This window comes from Nocardia sp. NPDC051030, from assembly GCF_040683015.1.
Taxonomy (GTDB): domain Bacteria; phylum Actinomycetota; class Actinomycetes; order Mycobacteriales; family Mycobacteriaceae; genus Nocardia.
This window is the reverse complement of sequence record NZ_JBFBCD010000010.1, coordinates 271,279-288,077: the sequence shown is the minus strand read 5'-3', so window position 1 is coordinate 288,077 and position 16,799 is coordinate 271,279. Positions and strand designations below refer to the sequence as shown.

Genomic DNA, 16,799 nt, shown 5'->3' with positions numbered 1-16,799 from the left:
CGACCGGTGCGCGATGCCGGTGTGGCGTCGGTCATCGGCGGGAAAGCCAGCGGGGGCGGCGGAGGTCGTGGCTGAGCAGGTGGGCGGCGGTGCGGCCGCTTGCTCCGGAGACGCCGCCGCCGGGGTGGGTGGAGGCACCTGTCAGGTAGAGGCCGGGGGCTCCGGGTACGCGCTGGTTCGACAGTTCGGGGATTGGACGCCACATGAACATCTGGTCGAGGGACATCTCGACGTGCATGACATTGCCGCCGAGGAGGCCCATTTCACGTTCGATATCGGCGGGGGTTTGGATGTGGCGGTGTAGGACGGTGGCCGCGAAACCTGGTGCGTGCGCGTCTACTTCGGCGATGATGCGGTCGGCTTCGCGGTCGGCGTGGTCTGCCCACGAGGAGCCGTCGGCCAATTCGTAGGGGTGCCATTGGGACCACAGCGAGAGTTGGTGTTCGCCGGGTGGGGCGATGCTTGGGTCGAGGGCGGTGAAGCTCATGGCCAGGACTACCGGGCGGGGTGGGAGGTCGCCGGACAGGGCGGCTCCGTGGGCGCGGCGCAGCTCGCGGCGGTCGGTGACCAGGAGTTGCAGGCCGTGGGCGGAGTCCGTGGTGGGCACGCCCGGGTATTGCGGCAGCGCGCTCGTGGCGGCGCGTACGACCATGCCGATGCCGGGGCCGACTCGTATGCGGCGTCGCCAGTCCGCGAGGGTGGCGGCGTCGAATCCGCCCTGTTCCAACAGGTTCAGGGTGGTGAGGATGTGGCTGCCCGCAATGACGTTGTCCGCGTGCAGGTTTCGCCCGCTCGCCGTGCGAATATCCCAGCCCGCACCGGACCGGGTGAGGGAAACCGCTGCGTCGCCGGGAGTGACGACGCCACCGTCGGAGCGGAATCGGGCCACCAGGGCCGAGGTCAGCGCGCCGCTGCCGCCGACGGCGCGGCCGGGCGGAAGGGTGTGCATGAGCGCGGCGAAGCCGACCATGGGTGCCGAGCCGGGTTCGGACATGGGCGGGCCGGATTGCGCACCCCACCAGGCCAGGGCGGCTTTGAGGCGTTCGGAGTCGAAATAGCTGTCCAGCAGCGCGTCTCCGGTCTGCATGAACTCGCGGGAGAGCGCGCTACCGCCACCCTTGGCGTCGAGTCCCCAGAACGATCGGAGCAGCTTGCCGGGGGTGGGCGCACCGGAGAACGAGCGCATGACGCGCGCCGTACGCGGTCCCCAGACCTGGACGAACCGCCGATAGGCCTCGGCATCGCGCTCCCCGCAGGCAGCGGCGATGGACGCGCAGGTGCGGTCCAGGTCCTGGCGGAAGACGATGGGCGGCAGCTCGGTGCCGGGCGGTGCGGGCGCGAAAGCCCAAGGGTCGCAATCGATATAGCGCAGCCCGAAGCGCGCCAGTTCGAGCTCCTCGATGATCCCGGTATGCCGGATCATGATGTGCGCGGACGATCCCCGGTCGACCTGATGCCCCGGAAACCGCTCCACGGTCGATACGGCCCCGCCGAGCACGGTGTCGCGCTCGAGTACTTCCACGTCATGCCCGTCCCGGGCGAGGTAGCAGGCCGCGACCATCGCATTGTGGCCGGACCCGATGATCGCGACGCTCACAGCGGCAGCGTCCGCCCGAGCACCGCGAAGCGGCGGGTGTCGCCGGAGAAGATGAAATGCCGCACGACATCCCCGAATCCCTGCTTGCGGTACAACTTCCAGGCCCGATTGGCCTCCCGGTCCACCTCGGGCGTGGACAGGAGCACGCTGCGTTCGGGCCGATTCTGCAGGAGCCGGGTGAGCAATGTCTCGCCGATCCCACGCCCCTGCGCACTGGGATGCACGTGCAACTCGGTGAGTTCGAAGTAGTCCGAAAGCAATTCGCGCGCCGCGTGCTCGGGCCACCCCGTGCGTCGCATACCGCTGTACACCTGTTGATGCCACCACTGGTGCGGCGCACCGTGATACCCGTAGGCGATGGCCACGATGGGCGCGGTGCGCAGGTCGAGCCGCCCGTCATCGTCGGGCAGGACGGCGGCGACGGATTGCCATCCGGGCCGGGTGGTGTGCTCGGTCCACATGGGTGCGCGCTGGTGTTCGGTGCCGCGCGGATAGTCCATGGCCGCGACGTAGACCGCGAGGGCGTCGTGCAGCCGGGCGCGCAGGGTTGCGGCCGAGAGGTCGACCACGACGGGCGCGGGTGTGGTGTTACGAGGTACGGCGGTCATCGGGCAGGCGCAGCTCTCGTTGGCGCGGACGGATGGTCCGACGATAGCGCCGATGCCGGGCACCGGAACTTGTCGGTGGGTGTCTCTATATTCAAACTCAATTGAAACCTTCGAATACCTGTTCGATCTTTGTGAGGGCCGGATGGCTCAGAGGAATCAGGGCATACCCCGTGATTTCGCCACGAGTGAAACGGGTGTGCGAGTGGGGAGGTACCCGATGACCGGCAAGAATTCACCCCCGATGCATCCCGGCCGCGCCGGCGAATTACTCCGGCGCGCCGATGGTCTGCTCATGCAGGCGGCGGGAGAGCAGGATCCGGCGGAGCGTTTCCGGACGGCGTATCTGGCCGCCCTGCGGGGTGCGGGCGCGGTGCTGGCACTCACCGGCGCGGACCGCGCGCCCCGGGCCCGTTCCCGCAATGCCTGGGTATTGATGCAGCGTGCGGCACCGGAATTCATCATGTGGGCGGACTACTTCACCGGACAGTCCGAGACGCGGGCCGCGCTGGAGGCCGGGTTGCCGCGCCCGGTGGACGATCAACGCGCCGCCGAGTTCGCTTCGCGGGTAGGAGCATTCCTGCATGACGTGGAGGATCTGCTGGCCGTGGCCTCTCGGCAGGGTCCCGGAACGGGGTGGGTTGCTGGAATGCTGGCGTGAGTATCGGCGAGTAGGTGGTAGCGCTCTGATCGAACTCGTATCATTGGTGACAGACAGCCGCCAAGGTCGGCTATCTGTCGCCTACCCGGAGGCGACTGCCACTACCTAGTGCCGGGGGAGGTACCGTGCCACTCTCCGAGCACGAGCAGCGCATGCTCGAACAAATCGAGAGCGCTCTCTATGCTGAGGATCCCAAGTTCGCCTCGACGGTTCGGGGCGGACGGCTTCGTTCCGCCACTGGCCGCCGCAGACTCCAAGCGGCGGCAATGTTCGTCCTCGGTCTGTTCCTATTGGTGGCAGGCATTGCCGCTCCCGTGAAGCCGGGCGGCTTCCCGATCATCAGTTTGGTCGGATTCGTTGTCATGTTCGGTGCGGGTGTGCTGTTGCTGATGGGTGGCCCCGGGATGACTTCCTCGGGTACCCGCGGCACGGATACCGAACCGACCGCGGGCGGTGGTCCCGGCGGCGTTCCCGGTAGTACTCGGGGTCGGCCGCGCAAGCAGGGTGGATTCTCTGCTCGCATGGAGGACCGCTTCCGCAGAAGGTTCGAACAGGACAGTTGATCCGGGCTGTCGTGCAGCCGATTTTCCCGGCGTCGCGCGGCAGAGCTAGAGCTAACTGAAACAGAGCGCGACACGCCGTGGCGCCACACCGAATTCAGGTGTGGCGCCACGGCGTTTCTTGTAGGTCCGCTCACGGCGTGTCGCATGTTTCCGGAACTCCCCACATCACCCCACGGGCATCCCCCACGGCCACCCATTTCCGCCGGAAATGGGCGCTATCTGCGGGTTTGCTGGCAGTTGTCGGGTGCTTCCCGGCGCGCGTCGCGCGTGTCGGGGGAACTGCACGGAAAGTTCCCCACCAGTGTGATAGCTGGTGTGACCTGCGAAGTTCGCCAACCGGGGACCGAGATCACCGCCGCTTTCGATTGAAAGTGGGGGAAAGTGGGGTAATGTGGAGCGCGCACTACAGGAGCCGAACAGTCGAGAGGGTGATCCGGTAGGAGGTGTCGGGACTTGTTCCTCGGTACCTACACCCCTCGGTTGGACGACAAAGGGCGACTCACGTTGCCTGCGAAGTTTCGGGACGAGCTGGCGGGAGGGTTGATGGTCACGAAAGGTCAGGACCATAGCCTTGCCGTGTATCCAAAGGACGAGTTCACCGCGTTAGCGCGGCGAGCCGCGGCCGCGTCCAGAAGCAATCCGCAGGCTCGCGCATTCGTCCGGGCGTTGGCGGCTTCCTCGGATGAACAGCGTCCGGACGGACAGGGCCGGATCATGTTGTCGGCCGAACATCGTCGCTACGCGAACCTCTCCAAGGACTGCGTGGTGATCGGTTCGGTCGACTTCCTCGAAATATGGGACAAGACGGCGTGGGATACCTACCTCGCCGAGCACGAGGAGGATTACTCGCAGGCCAGAGACGAGTCGCTGGGCGGAATCTTCTAGCCCCGAGCGAGGCGAGTGCCCTGCGGCCTCTGCCCGACGCGGACCCTGACGTACTTCCCCAACGCCAGGTGCCGTGCTTCGGTCAGAGACCCCGGGGCATTGGCCTTCGACGCCACGGTGTCAGTTTCGTGAAAAGTCCAGTGCTGAAAATTCTCGTGCTGAAACGTTTTTGACAGTCCTTAGCGCAAGCGCCTCGAGGCGCGGCCGGGCAATGAACGTGAGGCAGGATCCGGGAGGTCGAGTTGAGCCGTAGCAGCGACGGTCCCCGCCATGTTCCGGTTCTACTCCATCGAGCGGATGAAATCCTCGGTCCCGCATTGGGTTCAGACGGAGCCGTCTACCTTGATTGCACGCTCGGGCTCGGCGGACATGCCGAGCACTTCCTGAGCACCTACCCCAATATCCGGCTCGTCGGCCTGGATCGCGACACCAATGCCCTGAAGCTGGCGGGTGAGCGACTAAGCCCGTATCAGGACCGGATCACCCTGGTGCACACCAGGTATGACGGTATCGCCGACGCGCTCGAGGAGGCCGGACTCCCGGCCAAGGGCTCGGTGTCCGCGATCCTCATGGACCTGGGCGTGTCCTCCATGCAGCTGGACGAGGCCGAGCGCGGTTTCGCCTATTCCATCGATGCCCCGCTCGATATGCGGATGGATCCCACCACCGGCCCCACGGCCGCCGATGTTCTCAATACCTACAGCCACGGTGATCTGGCCCGGGTGCTGAAGGTCTATGGCGAGGAACGCTTCGCGGGCAAGATCGCCTCCGAGGTCATCCGGCGTCGCCAGCGCGTCCCGTTCACCACCAGCGCGCAGCTGGTGGAGGTCTTGTACGACACCATTCCGGCGGCGGCCCGGCGGACCGGCGGTCATCCGGCCAAGCGCACCTTCCAGGCCTTGCGGGTCGAGGTCAATCGGGAGCTGGAGTCCCTGGAGGCCGCGCTGCCCGCGGCCCTGGATTCGCTCGCGATCGGCGGCCGGATCGTGGTCATGAGCTATCAGTCGCTCGAGGACCGGGTGGTGAAACAGGAGCTGGCACAGCGCAGCGCCTCGCGCACGCCGCTGGATCTTCCGGTCGAACTGCCCGGCATGGGACCGGAATTCAAGATCCTGACCCGTGGCGCCGAGAAGGCGACCGAGCAGGAGATCGAGGAGAACCCGCGTGCCACTCCGGTGCGCATGCGGGCGGCGGAACGCATTACCGGGGAGGTCGCACCATGATTCGGCGGCGCGAGCGGCATATGAGTACCCGCTGGATCGGGGTCGCCCTATGACGATCCGGACCCAGTCGGCGGGCCGGGGGGCTCGCCGGGTGCAAGCGGCGGAACGAGTGAAATCGGGTGCGGCGCAACGGGCCTACGCACGCCGGCGCAGCCGGGCGGGACGCACCGAGTTGCCTGCCGTGCTGCGGCGCAGCGGTGATGGGATGCCGCGCGGGCGAATGTCGTTCGTGGCCACCATTATCGCGCTGCTGGGCTGCGGCCTGGCCCTGACTCTGCTGCTGACCACCCGCGCCACCGAGGACAGCTATCAGCTCGGCGCGGCCCGCCGGACCAATCAGCAGCTCTCCGATGAACGTGATGCCTTGCAGCGGGAGGTGGTCGCCGCGGATTCCGCGCCGGATCTCGCCAAGCGCGCAGCCGAACTCGGCATGGTCCCGGCCAAGGACCCGGCCCGCCTGCTGGTGGGCCCGGATGGTCAGGTCACCGTGGTCGGGAATCCGCTTCCGGCGCAGGGCCCGCCCGTCCCGCCGTTGAACACCACCCCGCCCGTGCCGTCGGCGCAGCCGCCGAAACTGGTGCAGGCGCAGGGTGAACGGGTGGTCCCGGTGACCACCACCCCGGCAGCGCCCACCACACCGAGCGTGCCCACCACCGCGGCACATCCGCCGGAAGTCCCCGCGGTGCAGGCGAATGGGGCCCCTCGATGAGTCCCTCCCGCGCGGTGCGCGGTCGAGACCCCGGTCGGGGTCGGTCCGAGTCCGGCCGGGGGCGCGGAGCTTCCGGCCGGAGCCGGACCGGCTCCGGCCGTGCGAGTTCCGGGCCGGGCCGCCAGTCCAGACCACGCCCCGCTTCGGGCCTGGATTCGTCGACGCGATTCCGGTTCGGAGTGGGTCGAGTCATCATGCTGGTGGCGCTGCTGGTGACCGCGGCCCAATTGCTGTGGATCCAAAGCATTGCCGCGCCCAAGTATTCGGCGCAGGCGGCCGATCAGCGCACGGTGAAGCAGCCCGATCTGGCCATGCGCGGACCGATTCTGGATCGCTACGGGAATCAGCTGGCATTCACCATTGCCGCGGAGGACCTCAACTTCCAGCCGATCAAGGTGCGCAAGACCCTCGCGGACGCGCATGAGAAGAAGTCCTCGGCCCCCGAGCCGGACGCCCGCTTGCAGGCCATCGCCAAGTACATCCACGACAAGCTCGGCAATGCCGCGCTCGAGAAGGATCTGCTGAGCAAGCTGCGCAGTGATGAGCCGTTCGTCTATCTGGTGCGCAATGTGGATCCGCGAGTCGCCGACGACATCAGCCTGAAGTTCCCCGAGGTGGGCACCGAGCGCAAGGATATGCGCCAGTACCCGGGTGGTTCCCTGGCCGCCAATGTGATCGGCGCGACCGGCTGGGACGGGCACGGCCAGATCGGCCTGGAGTCCTCGATGGACGCCATCCTCGCCGGTTCGGACGGTTCCATGACCTATGACCGCGGCTCGGACGGCGCGGTGATCCCCGGTTCGTGGCGCGACCGCCAGCCCGCCGTGAACGGTTACGGCGTGGAGCTGACCCTGGATCAGGACCTGCAGTACTACGTGCAACAGCAGGTGCAGCAGGCCAAGGAGATGTCTGGCGCGCAGGCCGCCTCGGCGGTGGTCCTGGACGCGAAGACCGGTCAGGTGCTGGCCATGGCCAATGACTCCACCTTCAATCCGCAACTGGGCCCGCAGTTCTGGTCCGCGTCGGATCTGGGCAACCCGTCGGTGCAGGAGGTGTACGAGCCGGGCTCGGTGAACAAGATCGTCACCGCGGCCGCGGCCATCGAATACGGCCTCACCAATCCCGATGAGGTGCACCAGGTTCCGGGCAGCATCTCCATGGGCGGCGTGACCGTGCACGATGCGTGGGATCACGGCACCATGCCGTACACCACGACCGGCATCTTCGGTAAGTCCTCGAATGTGGGCACGCTCATGCTGGCCCAGCGCATCGGCGAGGACCGCTACTTCGACATGCTCAAGAAGTTCGGTCTCGGCCAGCGCACCGGCGTGGGCCTGCCGGGTGAGAGCGCCGGCGTGCTGCCCTCGCGGGATCAGTGGTCGGGGTCCACCTTCGCCAACCTTCCCATCGGCCAGGGCCTTTCGATGACGACCTTGCAGATGACCTCCATGTATCAGGCCATTGCCAATAACGGCGTGCGGATTCCGCCGCGCATCGTCAAGGCCAGGGTCGCGCCGGACGGTTCCCGCACCGATGAGGAGCAGCCGGACAGCGTCAAGGTGGTGAGCCCGGCGACCGCGGCGACACTGCGGCAGATGTTCGAGGCCGTGGTGCAGAAGGATCCGCGCGGCATCCAGCAGGGCACGGGCGGCCCGGCGTCGATCGAGGGCTATCAGGTGGCGGGCAAGACCGGCACCGCACAGCAGATCGATCAGAAGTGCCAGTGCTACTCGGCCGACCGCTACTGGATCACCTTCGCCGGAATGGCACCGGCCGACAATCCCCGCTATGTGATCGGCATGATGCTGGACGCGCCGGTGCGTAGCTCCGACGGTAGCGGCGGCGGTTCGGCCGCGCCGCTGTTCCACAGCATTGCCTCGTGGGCCTTGCAGCGCGATCGGGTGCCACCGTCGCCGCCCGCGAAACCACTGATTTTGCAGGCGAGTTAGAGCAGGGGTCGGGTGAACGTGACGTACACCGCCCCCGGCATGGGTAGCGGCGGGTGACCGAACTGCGCCGTGCCGATCGCACGGCGATCGAACACAGGTAACCTGACTCGTCGATCCGCGTCAGCGAGGTTTCACAGCCTGGTACCGGATCGCTCTAATTTCACCCTGTAGACAATCCACTGTCCGAGAGGAGCTTCGTGCCCGAGCAAGCCAGTCCGCAGGTGCTTCGGCCCGCCGTACCCCCGGCGACGACCCTGCGCACGGTTGCTGAGTTGACGGGTGCGAGCCCGGCGCAGGTCCAGGCCCTGGAGAACGTGCAGGTCACCGGCATCGAGCAGCGCTCGAATGCGGTGCAGCAGGGTGACCTGTTCGTCGGATTGGCCGGGACCCACGCACACGGTGCCCGTTTCGCCCGGGATGCGGTGGCGCGCGGCGCGGTCGCTGTCTTCACCGATCCGGCCGGTGCGGAACTCATCGGCGAGATGGACGTCCCCGTGCTGGTGCACGATGCGCCGCGTTCGGTGCTCGGCGAGTTGTCCTCGGCTCTTTACGGTGATCCTTCCCGCAAACTGCGCATCATCGGCATCACCGGCACGTCCGGCAAGACCACCACGTCGTATCTGGTGGAGACCGGTCTGGCCGCCGGGGGACTGCGCACCGCGCTGATCGGCACCATCGAGACCCGCATCGGCGGCGTCCGGGTGCCCTCGGCGCTGACCACCCCCGAGGCCCCGCAGCTGCACGCCATGTTCGCCGTCATGGTCGAGCAGGGCGTGGACGCGGTGGTGATGGAGGTTTCCAGTCACGCCCTCGCACTGGGCCGGGTGGACGGGGTGAGTTTCGCGGTCGGCGCGTTCACCAATCTGTCCCAGGACCATCTGGATTTCCACAGCGACTTCGAGGACTACTTCGCCGCCAAGCGCCGCCTGTTCATTCCGGACGGCCAGGCCACTGCGGCGTCGGCCCGCCCGTCGGTGGCGGCCTGCAAGTCCGTCATCTGCATCGACGACGGCTGGGGCCGCCGGATGTTCGAGGACGTGGCAGCCAGCCTCGGCGAGGACGCCAAGGGCAGGCTCGTGAGTGTGAGCGCGGTGCCGGGCACCGACGCCGACTGGCTCGCCGGTCCCGCGACGACCAGTCCGAGCGGAATCCAGGAATTCACCATCCAGGAGCCCTCCGAATCCGGCTCGGCCGCGAATATCGATGTGCGACTGCGGCTTCCGGGCGACTACAACATCGCCAATGCGGTACTTGCCCTCGCCGTGTGCGAGGCTGCGGGTGCGGAAGTGGCGACCGCCGCGGCCGCACTGGCCGAGGTGGATGTGCCGGGCCGCATGCAGCGCGTCGATCAGGGCCAGGATTTCCTGGCGGTGGTCGATTACGCGCATAAGCCCGCGGCCATCGAATCGGTGGTAGTGACGCTTCGCGCGCTGCTGGCCGAACAAAATCACACGGGTCGATTGGCCGTGGTGGTCGGCGCGGGCGGCGATCGCGATGCCGGGAAGCGCCCGCTCATGGGCGCGGCCGCGGCGCGCGGGGCCGATCTGCTGATCATTACGGATGACAATCCGCGCAGCGAGGACCCGGCGGCCATCCGCGCCGCGGTCCGGGCGGGGGCGGACGAGGTTCCGCAGCATGAACGTGGAGAGGTCCGGGAGGTCGGGGACCGGGCCGCCGCGATCGAGGCCGCCGTCGACTGGGCACAACCCGGTGACGTGGTGCTGGTCGCGGGCAAGGGACATGAGACAGGGCAGGAGATTTCAGGCGTGAAGTATCCGTTCGACGACCGCGAGGTGCTCGTCGCAGCCCTGTCGCGAAAGACGAGGGACCTGACGCATTCATGATCGAGATGACTTTGCGGGAGATCGCGGACATTGTGGGCGGCACGCTCCACGATGTTCCCGACCCCGAGGCGAAGGTCACCGGCTCGGCCGAATTCGATTCGCGCCGTATCGGTTCCGGTGACTTGTTCCTGGCCCTCCCGGGCGAGCGCGCCGACGGCCACGACTTCGCGGCCAAGGCGGTAGACCAGGGCGCGGCGGCGGTATTGGCCGCGCGGCCGGTCGGCGTACCGGCCATCGTGGTCGAGCCCCGGCTCGGCAATACCCGCGCCATCGCGCTGGCCCACGACACCGACGGCTCCGGCGCGGCGGTACTGGACGCGCTGGGCAAGCTGGCTCGCGTCAGCATCGACCGCCTGGTGGCGGCCGGTGGCCTGACCGTGATCGGCGTGACCGGCTCCTCCGGCAAGACCTCCACCAAGGATCTGCTCGCGGCCGTCCTGGCCCCGCTGGGACCCGTTGTGGCCCCGCCGGGTTCGTTCAATAACGAGCTCGGTCACCCCTGGACGGCATTGCGCGCCGATGCCGACACCCGCTTCCTGGTGCTCGAGCTGTCGGCTCGCGGACCGGGACATATCAAGGCGCTCACCGAGATCGCCCCGCCGAGCATCGGCGTCGTACTCAATGTCGGCACCGCGCATCTGGGCGAGTTCGGCAGCCGCGAGGTCATCGCGCAGACCAAAGGTGAACTGGTGGAAGCGCTTCCGGCCTCCGGGCTGGCCGTGCTCAATCTCGACGATCACCTGGTCGCCAAGATGGCCGAGCGCACCGAGGCTCGCGTGGTGACCGTCGGCTTGGCAGGCAATGCCGATCTGCGCGCCGACGATGTCACCCTGGATGAGAACGCCCGGGCGCGATTCACGTTGCACCACAAGGGCGAAAGCATCCCGATCCAGCTGGCCGTCTCCGGTGAGCATCAGGTGGGCAATGCCCTCTCGGCCGCCGCCGTGGCCCTGGATCGGGGCGCGGACCTGGCGACCATCGCACAGGCGCTGTCCGATGCGAGCGCGGTCTCGGCTCGCCGCATGGACGTGCGGACCCGCGCCGACGGCGTGACCGTCGTCAACGACTCCTACAATGCCAATCCGGATTCCGTGCGCGCCGCCCTCAAGGCCCTGGTCACCATGGCCAAGGCGAGCGAGCAGCCGCGCCGCAGCTGGGCCGTGCTCGGCGAAATGGGCGAGCTGGGCGAGGAATCCGTCATCGAACACGACAAGATCGGCCGCCTGGTCGTCCGGCTCGATGTGGACCGCCTAGTGGTGGTCGGCGCGGGCCGTCCGGTGCGCGCCCTCTTCCAGGGGTCGGTGCAGGAAGGTTCCTGGGGTGAGGAGTCCATTCACGTGCCCGATATCGAGTCCGCGATCGCGTTGCTCGACGACGAACTCGAGCCAGGAGATGTGGTGCTCGTGAAGGCGTCGAAGTCCGTGGGCCTGTGGACCGTTGCCGAACATCTCCTCGGTGCCGAGACACAGCAGGAGGCCGCGCGATGACTCAGATTCTGCTTTCGGCGGCCATCGCGCTCGCCGTATCCATTCTGCTGACGCCCGCGGTGATCAGCTGGTTCGCCAAACAGGGCTTCGGCCAGGAGATCCGGGTCGACGGCCCGGAGAGCCACAAGGCCAAGCGCGGCACCCCCACCATGGGCGGCGTCGCCATCCTGATCGGCATGTGGGCCGGTTACCTGGGCTCGCACCTGATCTCCATGAGCTACGGCGAGGCCGGGCCGTCCGCGTCCGGTCTGCTGGTGATGGGCCTGGCCACCGCGCTCGGCATGGTCGGCTTCCTGGACGACATGATCAAGCTGCGCAAGCAGCGCAATCTGGGTCTGACGGCGGCCGGTAAATACATCGGCCAGCTCGGCTCGGCGGTCATCTTCGGCGTGCTGGCACTGCAATTCAAGGGTGCGAACGGGTTGACCCCCGCCAGCCGCCACCTGTCCTACACCCGCGATATCACCACGGTGTCCATGGGCATCGTGATCTTCCTGGCCTTTGTCTGCCTGCTGGTGGTGGCCTGGTCGAACGCGGCGAACCTGACCGACGGCCTGGACGGTCTCGCGGCCGGTTCCATGAGCCTGGTGCTGGGCGCGTACATGATCATCACCTTCTGGCAGTGGCGCAATGCCTGCTCCACGCATCCGGAGGCGGGCTGCTACAACGTGCGCGATCCCCTCGATCTGGCGCTGGTGTGTGCCGCCGGTGGTGCCGCGTGTATCGGCTTCCTGTGGTGGAATGCCGCGCCCGCCAAGATCTTCATGGGCGATACCGGTTCCCTCGCGTTGGGCGGTCTGCTCGCGGGCCTGTCCATCACCACCCGCACCGAACTGCTCATGGTCGTGCTGGGCGCGCTGTTCGTGGCCGAGGCGGCCTCGGTGGTGTTGCAGGTGGCGGTGTTCCGCACCACACGCAATCGATTGTTCAAGATGGCTCCGTTCCATCACCACTTCGAATTATCTGGCTGGGCGGAAACCACGGTGATCATACGGTTCTGGCTACTCGCCGGCATGGCGTCGGCGATCGGTCTGGGCCTGTTCTATAGCGAATACCTCTCCGCGGTCGGGTGATAAGGAAGATGGTCGAACATTCTCCGCGGGTCCTGCGTTCTCCGGGACCCATGCTCGAATTCCTGCGTGGCCGTGACGTTCTCGTCGCGGGCTGGGGGGTGTCGGGTCGTTCCTTGATCGAGCCTCTGCGCGATATCGGCGCGCGGCCGGTGGTGACCGACGGCGGCCAGCAGGCCCTCGCCGAGGCCGCCGAACTCGGCTTGGCCACCGCCACCAATGCCGATCTGCTGGAACATGATGCGCTGCAACGCTTTGCGCTCGTGATCACCAGTCCCGGCTGGCGGCCGGATTCGCCGGTGCTGGCTTCGGCTGTCACCGAGGGCATTCCGGTCTGGGGCGATGTCGAATTCGCCTGGTGGGTCGATCAGGCGCGCATCTACGGCCCGGTCCGCAAGTGGCTGGTGGTGACCGGCACGAACGGCAAGACCACCACCACGCAGATGACGCATTCGATCCTGCGCGCCGCCGGAATCCCCAGCGTCGCCTGCGGGAATATCGGTCTGCCCATCCTGGATGCGTTGCGGCGCAGTCCCGGTCCGCAGGTCCTCGCGGTGGAACTGTCCTCGTTCCAGCTGCATTGGGCTCCCTCGGTGCGACCCGAGGCGGGCGTGGTGCTGAATGTGGCCGAGGATCACCTGGATTGGCACGGCGGGCTCGACGCGTATGCCGCCGCCAAAGCGCGCGCTCTGACTGGACGGGTCGGCGTCGTCGGCTTGGACGATCAGGTGGCATCGGCGCTGGCACGAAAGTCCAAGGCGCGCCGCACCGTCGGCTTCCGCATCGGCGTTCCGGCCGACGGTGAACTCGGCGTGGTGGACGGCAAGCTCCTGGACCGCGCCTTCACCAAGGCCGCCATCCTGGCCGAGATCGGCGATATCAGCCCGCAGGGCCCGGCCGGTGTGGCCGACGCGCTCGCGGCCGCCGCGCTCACCCGATCCATCGATGTGGCCCCGCAGTTCGTGAAGGAGGGCCTGCAGGAACACAAGGTCGGCCCGCATCGCGCCGCCTTCGTGCGGGAACTGTCCGGGGTCAATTTCGTGGACGATTCCAAGGCCACTAATCCGCATGCCGCGCGCTCGTCGATCCTGGCGCACCCGGCGGTCGTGTGGGTCGCGGGTGGTCAACTCAAGGGCGCGAGTGTCGAGGATCTCGTGGAGGAGGTGCGCGAGCATCTGGTCGGCGCTGTACTTTTCGGCATCGACGCGCCCGTGATCGCCGCCGCACTCGCGCGACACGCCCCCGATGTACCGGTCGTGAAGCTCGGTTCGGGGGACGATGCAGTGATGGGTGATCCCTTCACCGAAATCGAACCTGAAGCGGTGATGGCCCGTGCGGTGCGCGTCGCCGCCGGATTCGCCCAGAGCGGCGACACCGTGCTGCTGGCTCCGGCCGCGGCCTCACTGGACATGTTCGCCGACTACACCCATCGCGGCCGAAGTTTCGCGGCGGCGGTGCAGGCCCTGGACGAGAAGGACATCGGGAGATCGGAATGACGGGCACGACGCGGCGGGCGCGAACCGGATGGTTCGCAGCATGGCTGGCCCGCCCGCTCGCGTCGTTCCATCTGGTGGTCGCCATCGCGGTGCTGCTCACCGTGCTCGGCCTGGTCATGGTGCTCTCCGCCTCGAGCGTCGAGTCGTATGCCATTGGCAAATCGGCGTATTCGCTGTTCATCCAGCAGGCGATGATGGCGGCGTTCGGCGCGCTGCTGTTCTATATCGCACTGCGGATTCCCATGCGGGTCATGCGCCAGCTCTCGTTCCCGGTGTTCGTGGTCTCGATGGCGCTGCTGGTGCTGGTGCTGATTCCCGGCATCGGCACCGAGGTGCAGGGCTCGCGGCGCTGGTTCGACCTCGGCGTGGTGTCGGTGCAGCCGTCCGAGATCGCCAAGGTGACGCTCGTGGTGTGGGGTTCGCACCTGCTGGCCTCGCGGCAGTCGGAAAAGGCCGGGTACAAGGACATTCTGATGCCGCTGGTCCCGGCCGGTCTGCTGGTGTGCTTCCTGGTCGTGCTGGAACCCAACCTGTCCACCACCATCGCGCTCGGCATCGTGCTGTCCTCGCTGCTGTGGTTCGGCGGTCTGCCGCTGCGCATGTTCGTCACCATCGCGGTGTCCGGCGGTGTGGCAGCGGCCATTCTGGCGCTCTCGGCCGGATACCGGTCCGACCGCATGCGGGCCTTCTTCAGCCCGGGGGATGACCCGCAGGGCATCGGCTATCAGGCGCGCCAGGCGCTGTATTCGCTTGCGGACGGCGGTATCTGGGGTCGCGGACTGGGGCAGTCGCGGGCCAAGTGGAGCTATTTGCCCAATGCCCACAACGATTTCATCTTCGCGATTATCGGCGAGGAGCTCGGGTTCCTCGGATGTGCCTTGGTGCTGGGCCTTTTCGCGCTGTTCGTCTACACGGGCCTGCGCATCGCCACCCGCTCGGTGGACCCGTTCCTGCGCCTGCTGACCGGTTCGGCCACCACCTGGATCACCGGGCAGGCGCTGATCAATGTCGGCTATGTGGTGGGCCTGCTGCCGGTGACCGGCCTGCAGCTGCCGCTGGTGTCGGCGGGTGGTTCCTCGCTCGCGATCACGCTGCTCATGTTCGGCATCATCGCCAATGCGGCCCGGCACGAGCCGGAAGCCGTGGCGGCCCTGCATGCCGGGCAGGACGGCAGAGTCAGTCGCCTGCTGCGACTACCCAAGCCCGAAATGTATTCGCCCGTCAGGGCACACGCCTCCCGCGCCAAGGCGAAGGCCAAACCGAAACCCAAGCCGAAACCGAAGGCGAACGCGGTCTCCAGCCAGAAGCGCCGCGCCCTACCGCCTTCCGGCAAAGGCCGCGGCGGCTCCGACGCCCGCCGGTCGATAGATTCCGACTCCGCCCGCCGGACCACCAGCCGCTCCACCGAATCGTGGCGCAGCACCCGGGCCTGGGAGCCCAGCTATCCGATGAAGCATTCGAGAGACGAACGGGGTAATTCGAGGTGAGTGTGGAACGGCCGCTTTCGGTGATCGTGGCGGGCGGTGGTACCGCCGGGCATATCGAACCCGCCATGGCCGTGGCCGACGCACTGCTGCGGCGGGATCCGTCCATCCGGGTCACCGCACTCGGCACCCAGCGTGGCCTGGAGACCAAGCTCGTCCCCGAACGCGGCTACCCCCTGGAGTTGATTCCGCCGGTTCCGCTGCCGCGCAAGCCCACCGCGGATCTCCTGCGCCTGCCGGGCCGGGTGCGCGCTTCGGTCAAACGCACTCGCCAGATCATCGACGCGGTGGACGCGGACGTGATCGTCGGCGTCGGCGGCTATGTCGCGCTGCCCGCCTATCTTGCTGCCGGGCGCGGCCTGCTGCGCAGACGCAAGCGGGTGCCGGTGGTGATCCACGAGGCGAATGCCATGGCCGGGATCGGCAATAAGATCGGCGCGCGAGTGGCGGACCGGGTGCTGGCCGCAGTGCCGAATTCGGGCGTGCACGCGAGGGGCCGCATCGATGCCGAAGTGGTGGGCATTCCGGTGCGGGCGAGCATCACCACCCTCGATCGGGCAGCATTGCGCGCGGAGGCCCGCGAGCACTTCGGCCTCCCTTCCGACGGTCCGGTACTGCTCGTCTTCGGCGGTTCGCAAGGCGCGCGCAGCCTCAATGAAGCCGTGTCGGGCGCTGCTCCGCAGCTGGCGCTGGCGGGCATCTCGGTGCTGCACGCGCACGGCCCGAAGAACACGCTGACCCTCGAGGCTCCTACTGCGACCGCTGCCGACTCGCGGCCCGCCGACCAGAACGTCCGCCTCGACATCGCCGACCCTGCCGCCCCGGAACCCGACGGGGCCGTCGCGGCCGACCGTGCGAAATACGTTGCGGTGCCCTATCTCTCGCGTATGGATCTGGCCTATGCCGCCGCCGACGCGGTGGTATGTCGTTCGGGCGCGATGACGGTCGCGGAGGTTTCCGCGACCGGCCTGCCCGCCTTCTACGTCCCGCTGCCGCACGGCAATGGGGAGCAGGAACTCAATGCCCGCCCGGTGGTCGCCGCGGGCGGTGGCAGAATCGTGGCGGACGCGGAGCTGACTCCGAAATACGTGATAGACGAGGTGATACCGCTGCTGTTGGATACCGATCGGCTGACGGCGATGGGTCGCGCGGCGGCCGGCGCCGGACATCGCGACGCCGCGGATGAGGTAGCCCGCATTGTGCTGGAGGTGGCAGGTCGATGACCG

14 protein-coding genes are annotated in these 16,799 nt (G+C 67.7%); 12 read left to right on the top strand and 2 right to left on the bottom strand.

The window, feature by feature from the left end; all coding sequences use genetic code 11:
• Positions 1–31: 31 nt before the first annotated feature.
• Both AB0N05_RS31680 and AB0N05_RS31675 read right to left on the bottom strand, forming a co-directional pair.
• Entirely contained in the window at positions 32–1,597 is a 1,566-nt protein-coding gene (locus AB0N05_RS31680) for an NAD(P)/FAD-dependent oxidoreductase (protein ID WP_364700653.1), read from the bottom strand.
• Positions 1,594–2,205 (bottom strand): N-acetyltransferase, encoded by a 612-nt coding sequence (locus AB0N05_RS31675; RefSeq protein ID WP_364700651.1) that lies wholly within the window; start codon positions 2,203–2,205, stop codon positions 1,594–1,596. Before AB0N05_RS31675 ends, AB0N05_RS31680 begins: the two co-directional genes overlap by 4 nt.
• 217 nt (positions 2,206–2,422) lie before the next feature.
• Between AB0N05_RS31675 and AB0N05_RS31670 the strand changes: the two genes are divergently transcribed.
• The 12 genes from AB0N05_RS31670 (at position 2,423) to murG (ending at position 16,796) form a co-directional block, all read left to right on the top strand.
• Positions 2,423–2,863, top strand: a complete 441-nt coding sequence (locus AB0N05_RS31670) for an SAV_6107 family HEPN domain-containing protein (RefSeq protein WP_364700649.1) — start codon at positions 2,423–2,425, stop codon at positions 2,861–2,863.
• A gap of 125 nt (positions 2,864–2,988) precedes the next feature.
• Complete coding sequence (locus AB0N05_RS31665) at positions 2,989–3,426, top strand: DUF3040 domain-containing protein (RefSeq protein ID WP_364700647.1); 438 nt, start codon at positions 2,989–2,991, stop codon at positions 3,424–3,426.
• Positions 3,427–3,879: 453 nt separating this feature from the next.
• Positions 3,880–4,311 carry a division/cell wall cluster transcriptional repressor MraZ gene (mraZ, locus tag AB0N05_RS31660; protein ID WP_364700645.1) on the top strand — a complete coding sequence of 144 codons (432 nt, stop codon included), beginning with the start codon at positions 3,880–3,882 and terminating at the stop codon, positions 4,309–4,311.
• 242 nt (positions 4,312–4,553) lie between these two features.
• A complete protein-coding gene (gene rsmH / locus AB0N05_RS31655) occupies positions 4,554–5,534 on the top strand; it encodes a 16S rRNA (cytosine(1402)-N(4))-methyltransferase RsmH (protein ID WP_364700643.1) in 981 nt (326 codons plus the stop codon).
• 49 nt (positions 5,535–5,583) lie between these two features.
• Positions 5,584–6,243 carry a hypothetical protein gene (locus tag AB0N05_RS31650; RefSeq protein WP_364700641.1) on the top strand — a complete coding sequence of 220 codons (660 nt, stop codon included), beginning with the start codon at positions 5,584–5,586 and terminating at the stop codon, positions 6,241–6,243.
• 194 nt (positions 6,244–6,437) lie between these two features.
• The gene (locus tag AB0N05_RS31645; RefSeq protein ID WP_364700905.1) at positions 6,438–8,192 is read left to right on the top strand and encodes a penicillin-binding protein 2; all 1,755 of its coding nucleotides are present in this window, start codon (positions 6,438–6,440) and stop codon (positions 8,190–8,192) included.
• A gap of 197 nt (positions 8,193–8,389) precedes the next feature.
• Positions 8,390–10,036 carry a UDP-N-acetylmuramoyl-L-alanyl-D-glutamate--2,6-diaminopimelate ligase gene (locus AB0N05_RS31640; protein ID WP_364700639.1) on the top strand — a complete coding sequence of 549 codons (1,647 nt, stop codon included), beginning with the start codon at positions 8,390–8,392 and terminating at the stop codon, positions 10,034–10,036.
• Entirely contained in the window at positions 10,033–11,523 is a 1,491-nt protein-coding gene (murF, locus tag AB0N05_RS31635; RefSeq protein ID WP_364700637.1) for a UDP-N-acetylmuramoyl-tripeptide--D-alanyl-D-alanine ligase, read from the top strand. Before AB0N05_RS31640 ends, murF begins: the two co-directional genes overlap by 4 nt.
• Positions 11,520–12,596: a phospho-N-acetylmuramoyl-pentapeptide-transferase gene (gene mraY / locus AB0N05_RS31630; protein ID WP_364700635.1), complete on the top strand. Its 1,077-nt coding sequence runs from the start codon at positions 11,520–11,522 to the stop codon at positions 12,594–12,596. Before murF ends, mraY begins: the two co-directional genes overlap by 4 nt.
• A gap of 50 nt (positions 12,597–12,646) precedes the next feature.
• On the top strand, positions 12,647–14,089 hold the full coding sequence (gene murD / locus AB0N05_RS31625; protein ID WP_364700902.1) for a UDP-N-acetylmuramoyl-L-alanine--D-glutamate ligase: 1,443 nt from the start codon (positions 12,647–12,649) through the stop codon (positions 14,087–14,089).
• Positions 14,086–15,576 (top strand): putative lipid II flippase FtsW, encoded by a 1,491-nt coding sequence (gene ftsW / locus AB0N05_RS31620; RefSeq protein WP_364700633.1) that lies wholly within the window; start codon positions 14,086–14,088, stop codon positions 15,574–15,576. The genes murD and ftsW overlap by 4 nt, the downstream gene beginning before the upstream one ends.
• On the top strand, positions 15,573–16,796 hold the full coding sequence (murG, locus tag AB0N05_RS31615) for an undecaprenyldiphospho-muramoylpentapeptide beta-N-acetylglucosaminyltransferase (protein WP_364700631.1): 1,224 nt from the start codon (positions 15,573–15,575) through the stop codon (positions 16,794–16,796). The genes ftsW and murG overlap by 4 nt, the downstream gene beginning before the upstream one ends.
• Positions 16,797–16,799: the final 3 nt, after the last annotated feature.

Coding starts and splice junctions, on each gene's coding strand:
- AB0N05_RS31675 (WP_364700651.1), bottom strand. CDS start 2,205: ATGACCGCCGTACCTCGTAACACCACACCCGCGCCCGTCGTGGTCGAC.
- AB0N05_RS31670 (WP_364700649.1), top strand. CDS start 2,423: ATGACCGGCAAGAATTCACCCCCGATGCATCCCGGCCGCGCCGGCGAA.
- AB0N05_RS31650 (WP_364700641.1), top strand. CDS start 5,584: ATGACGATCCGGACCCAGTCGGCGGGCCGGGGGGCTCGCCGGGTGCAA.
- AB0N05_RS31645 (WP_364700905.1), top strand. CDS start 6,438: ATGCTGGTGGCGCTGCTGGTGACCGCGGCCCAATTGCTGTGGATCCAA.
- murF (WP_364700637.1), top strand. CDS start 10,033: ATGATCGAGATGACTTTGCGGGAGATCGCGGACATTGTGGGCGGCACG.
- mraY (WP_364700635.1), top strand. CDS start 11,520: ATGACTCAGATTCTGCTTTCGGCGGCCATCGCGCTCGCCGTATCCATT.
- murD (WP_364700902.1), top strand. CDS start 12,647: ATGCTCGAATTCCTGCGTGGCCGTGACGTTCTCGTCGCGGGCTGGGGG.
- ftsW (WP_364700633.1), top strand. CDS start 14,086: ATGACGGGCACGACGCGGCGGGCGCGAACCGGATGGTTCGCAGCATGG.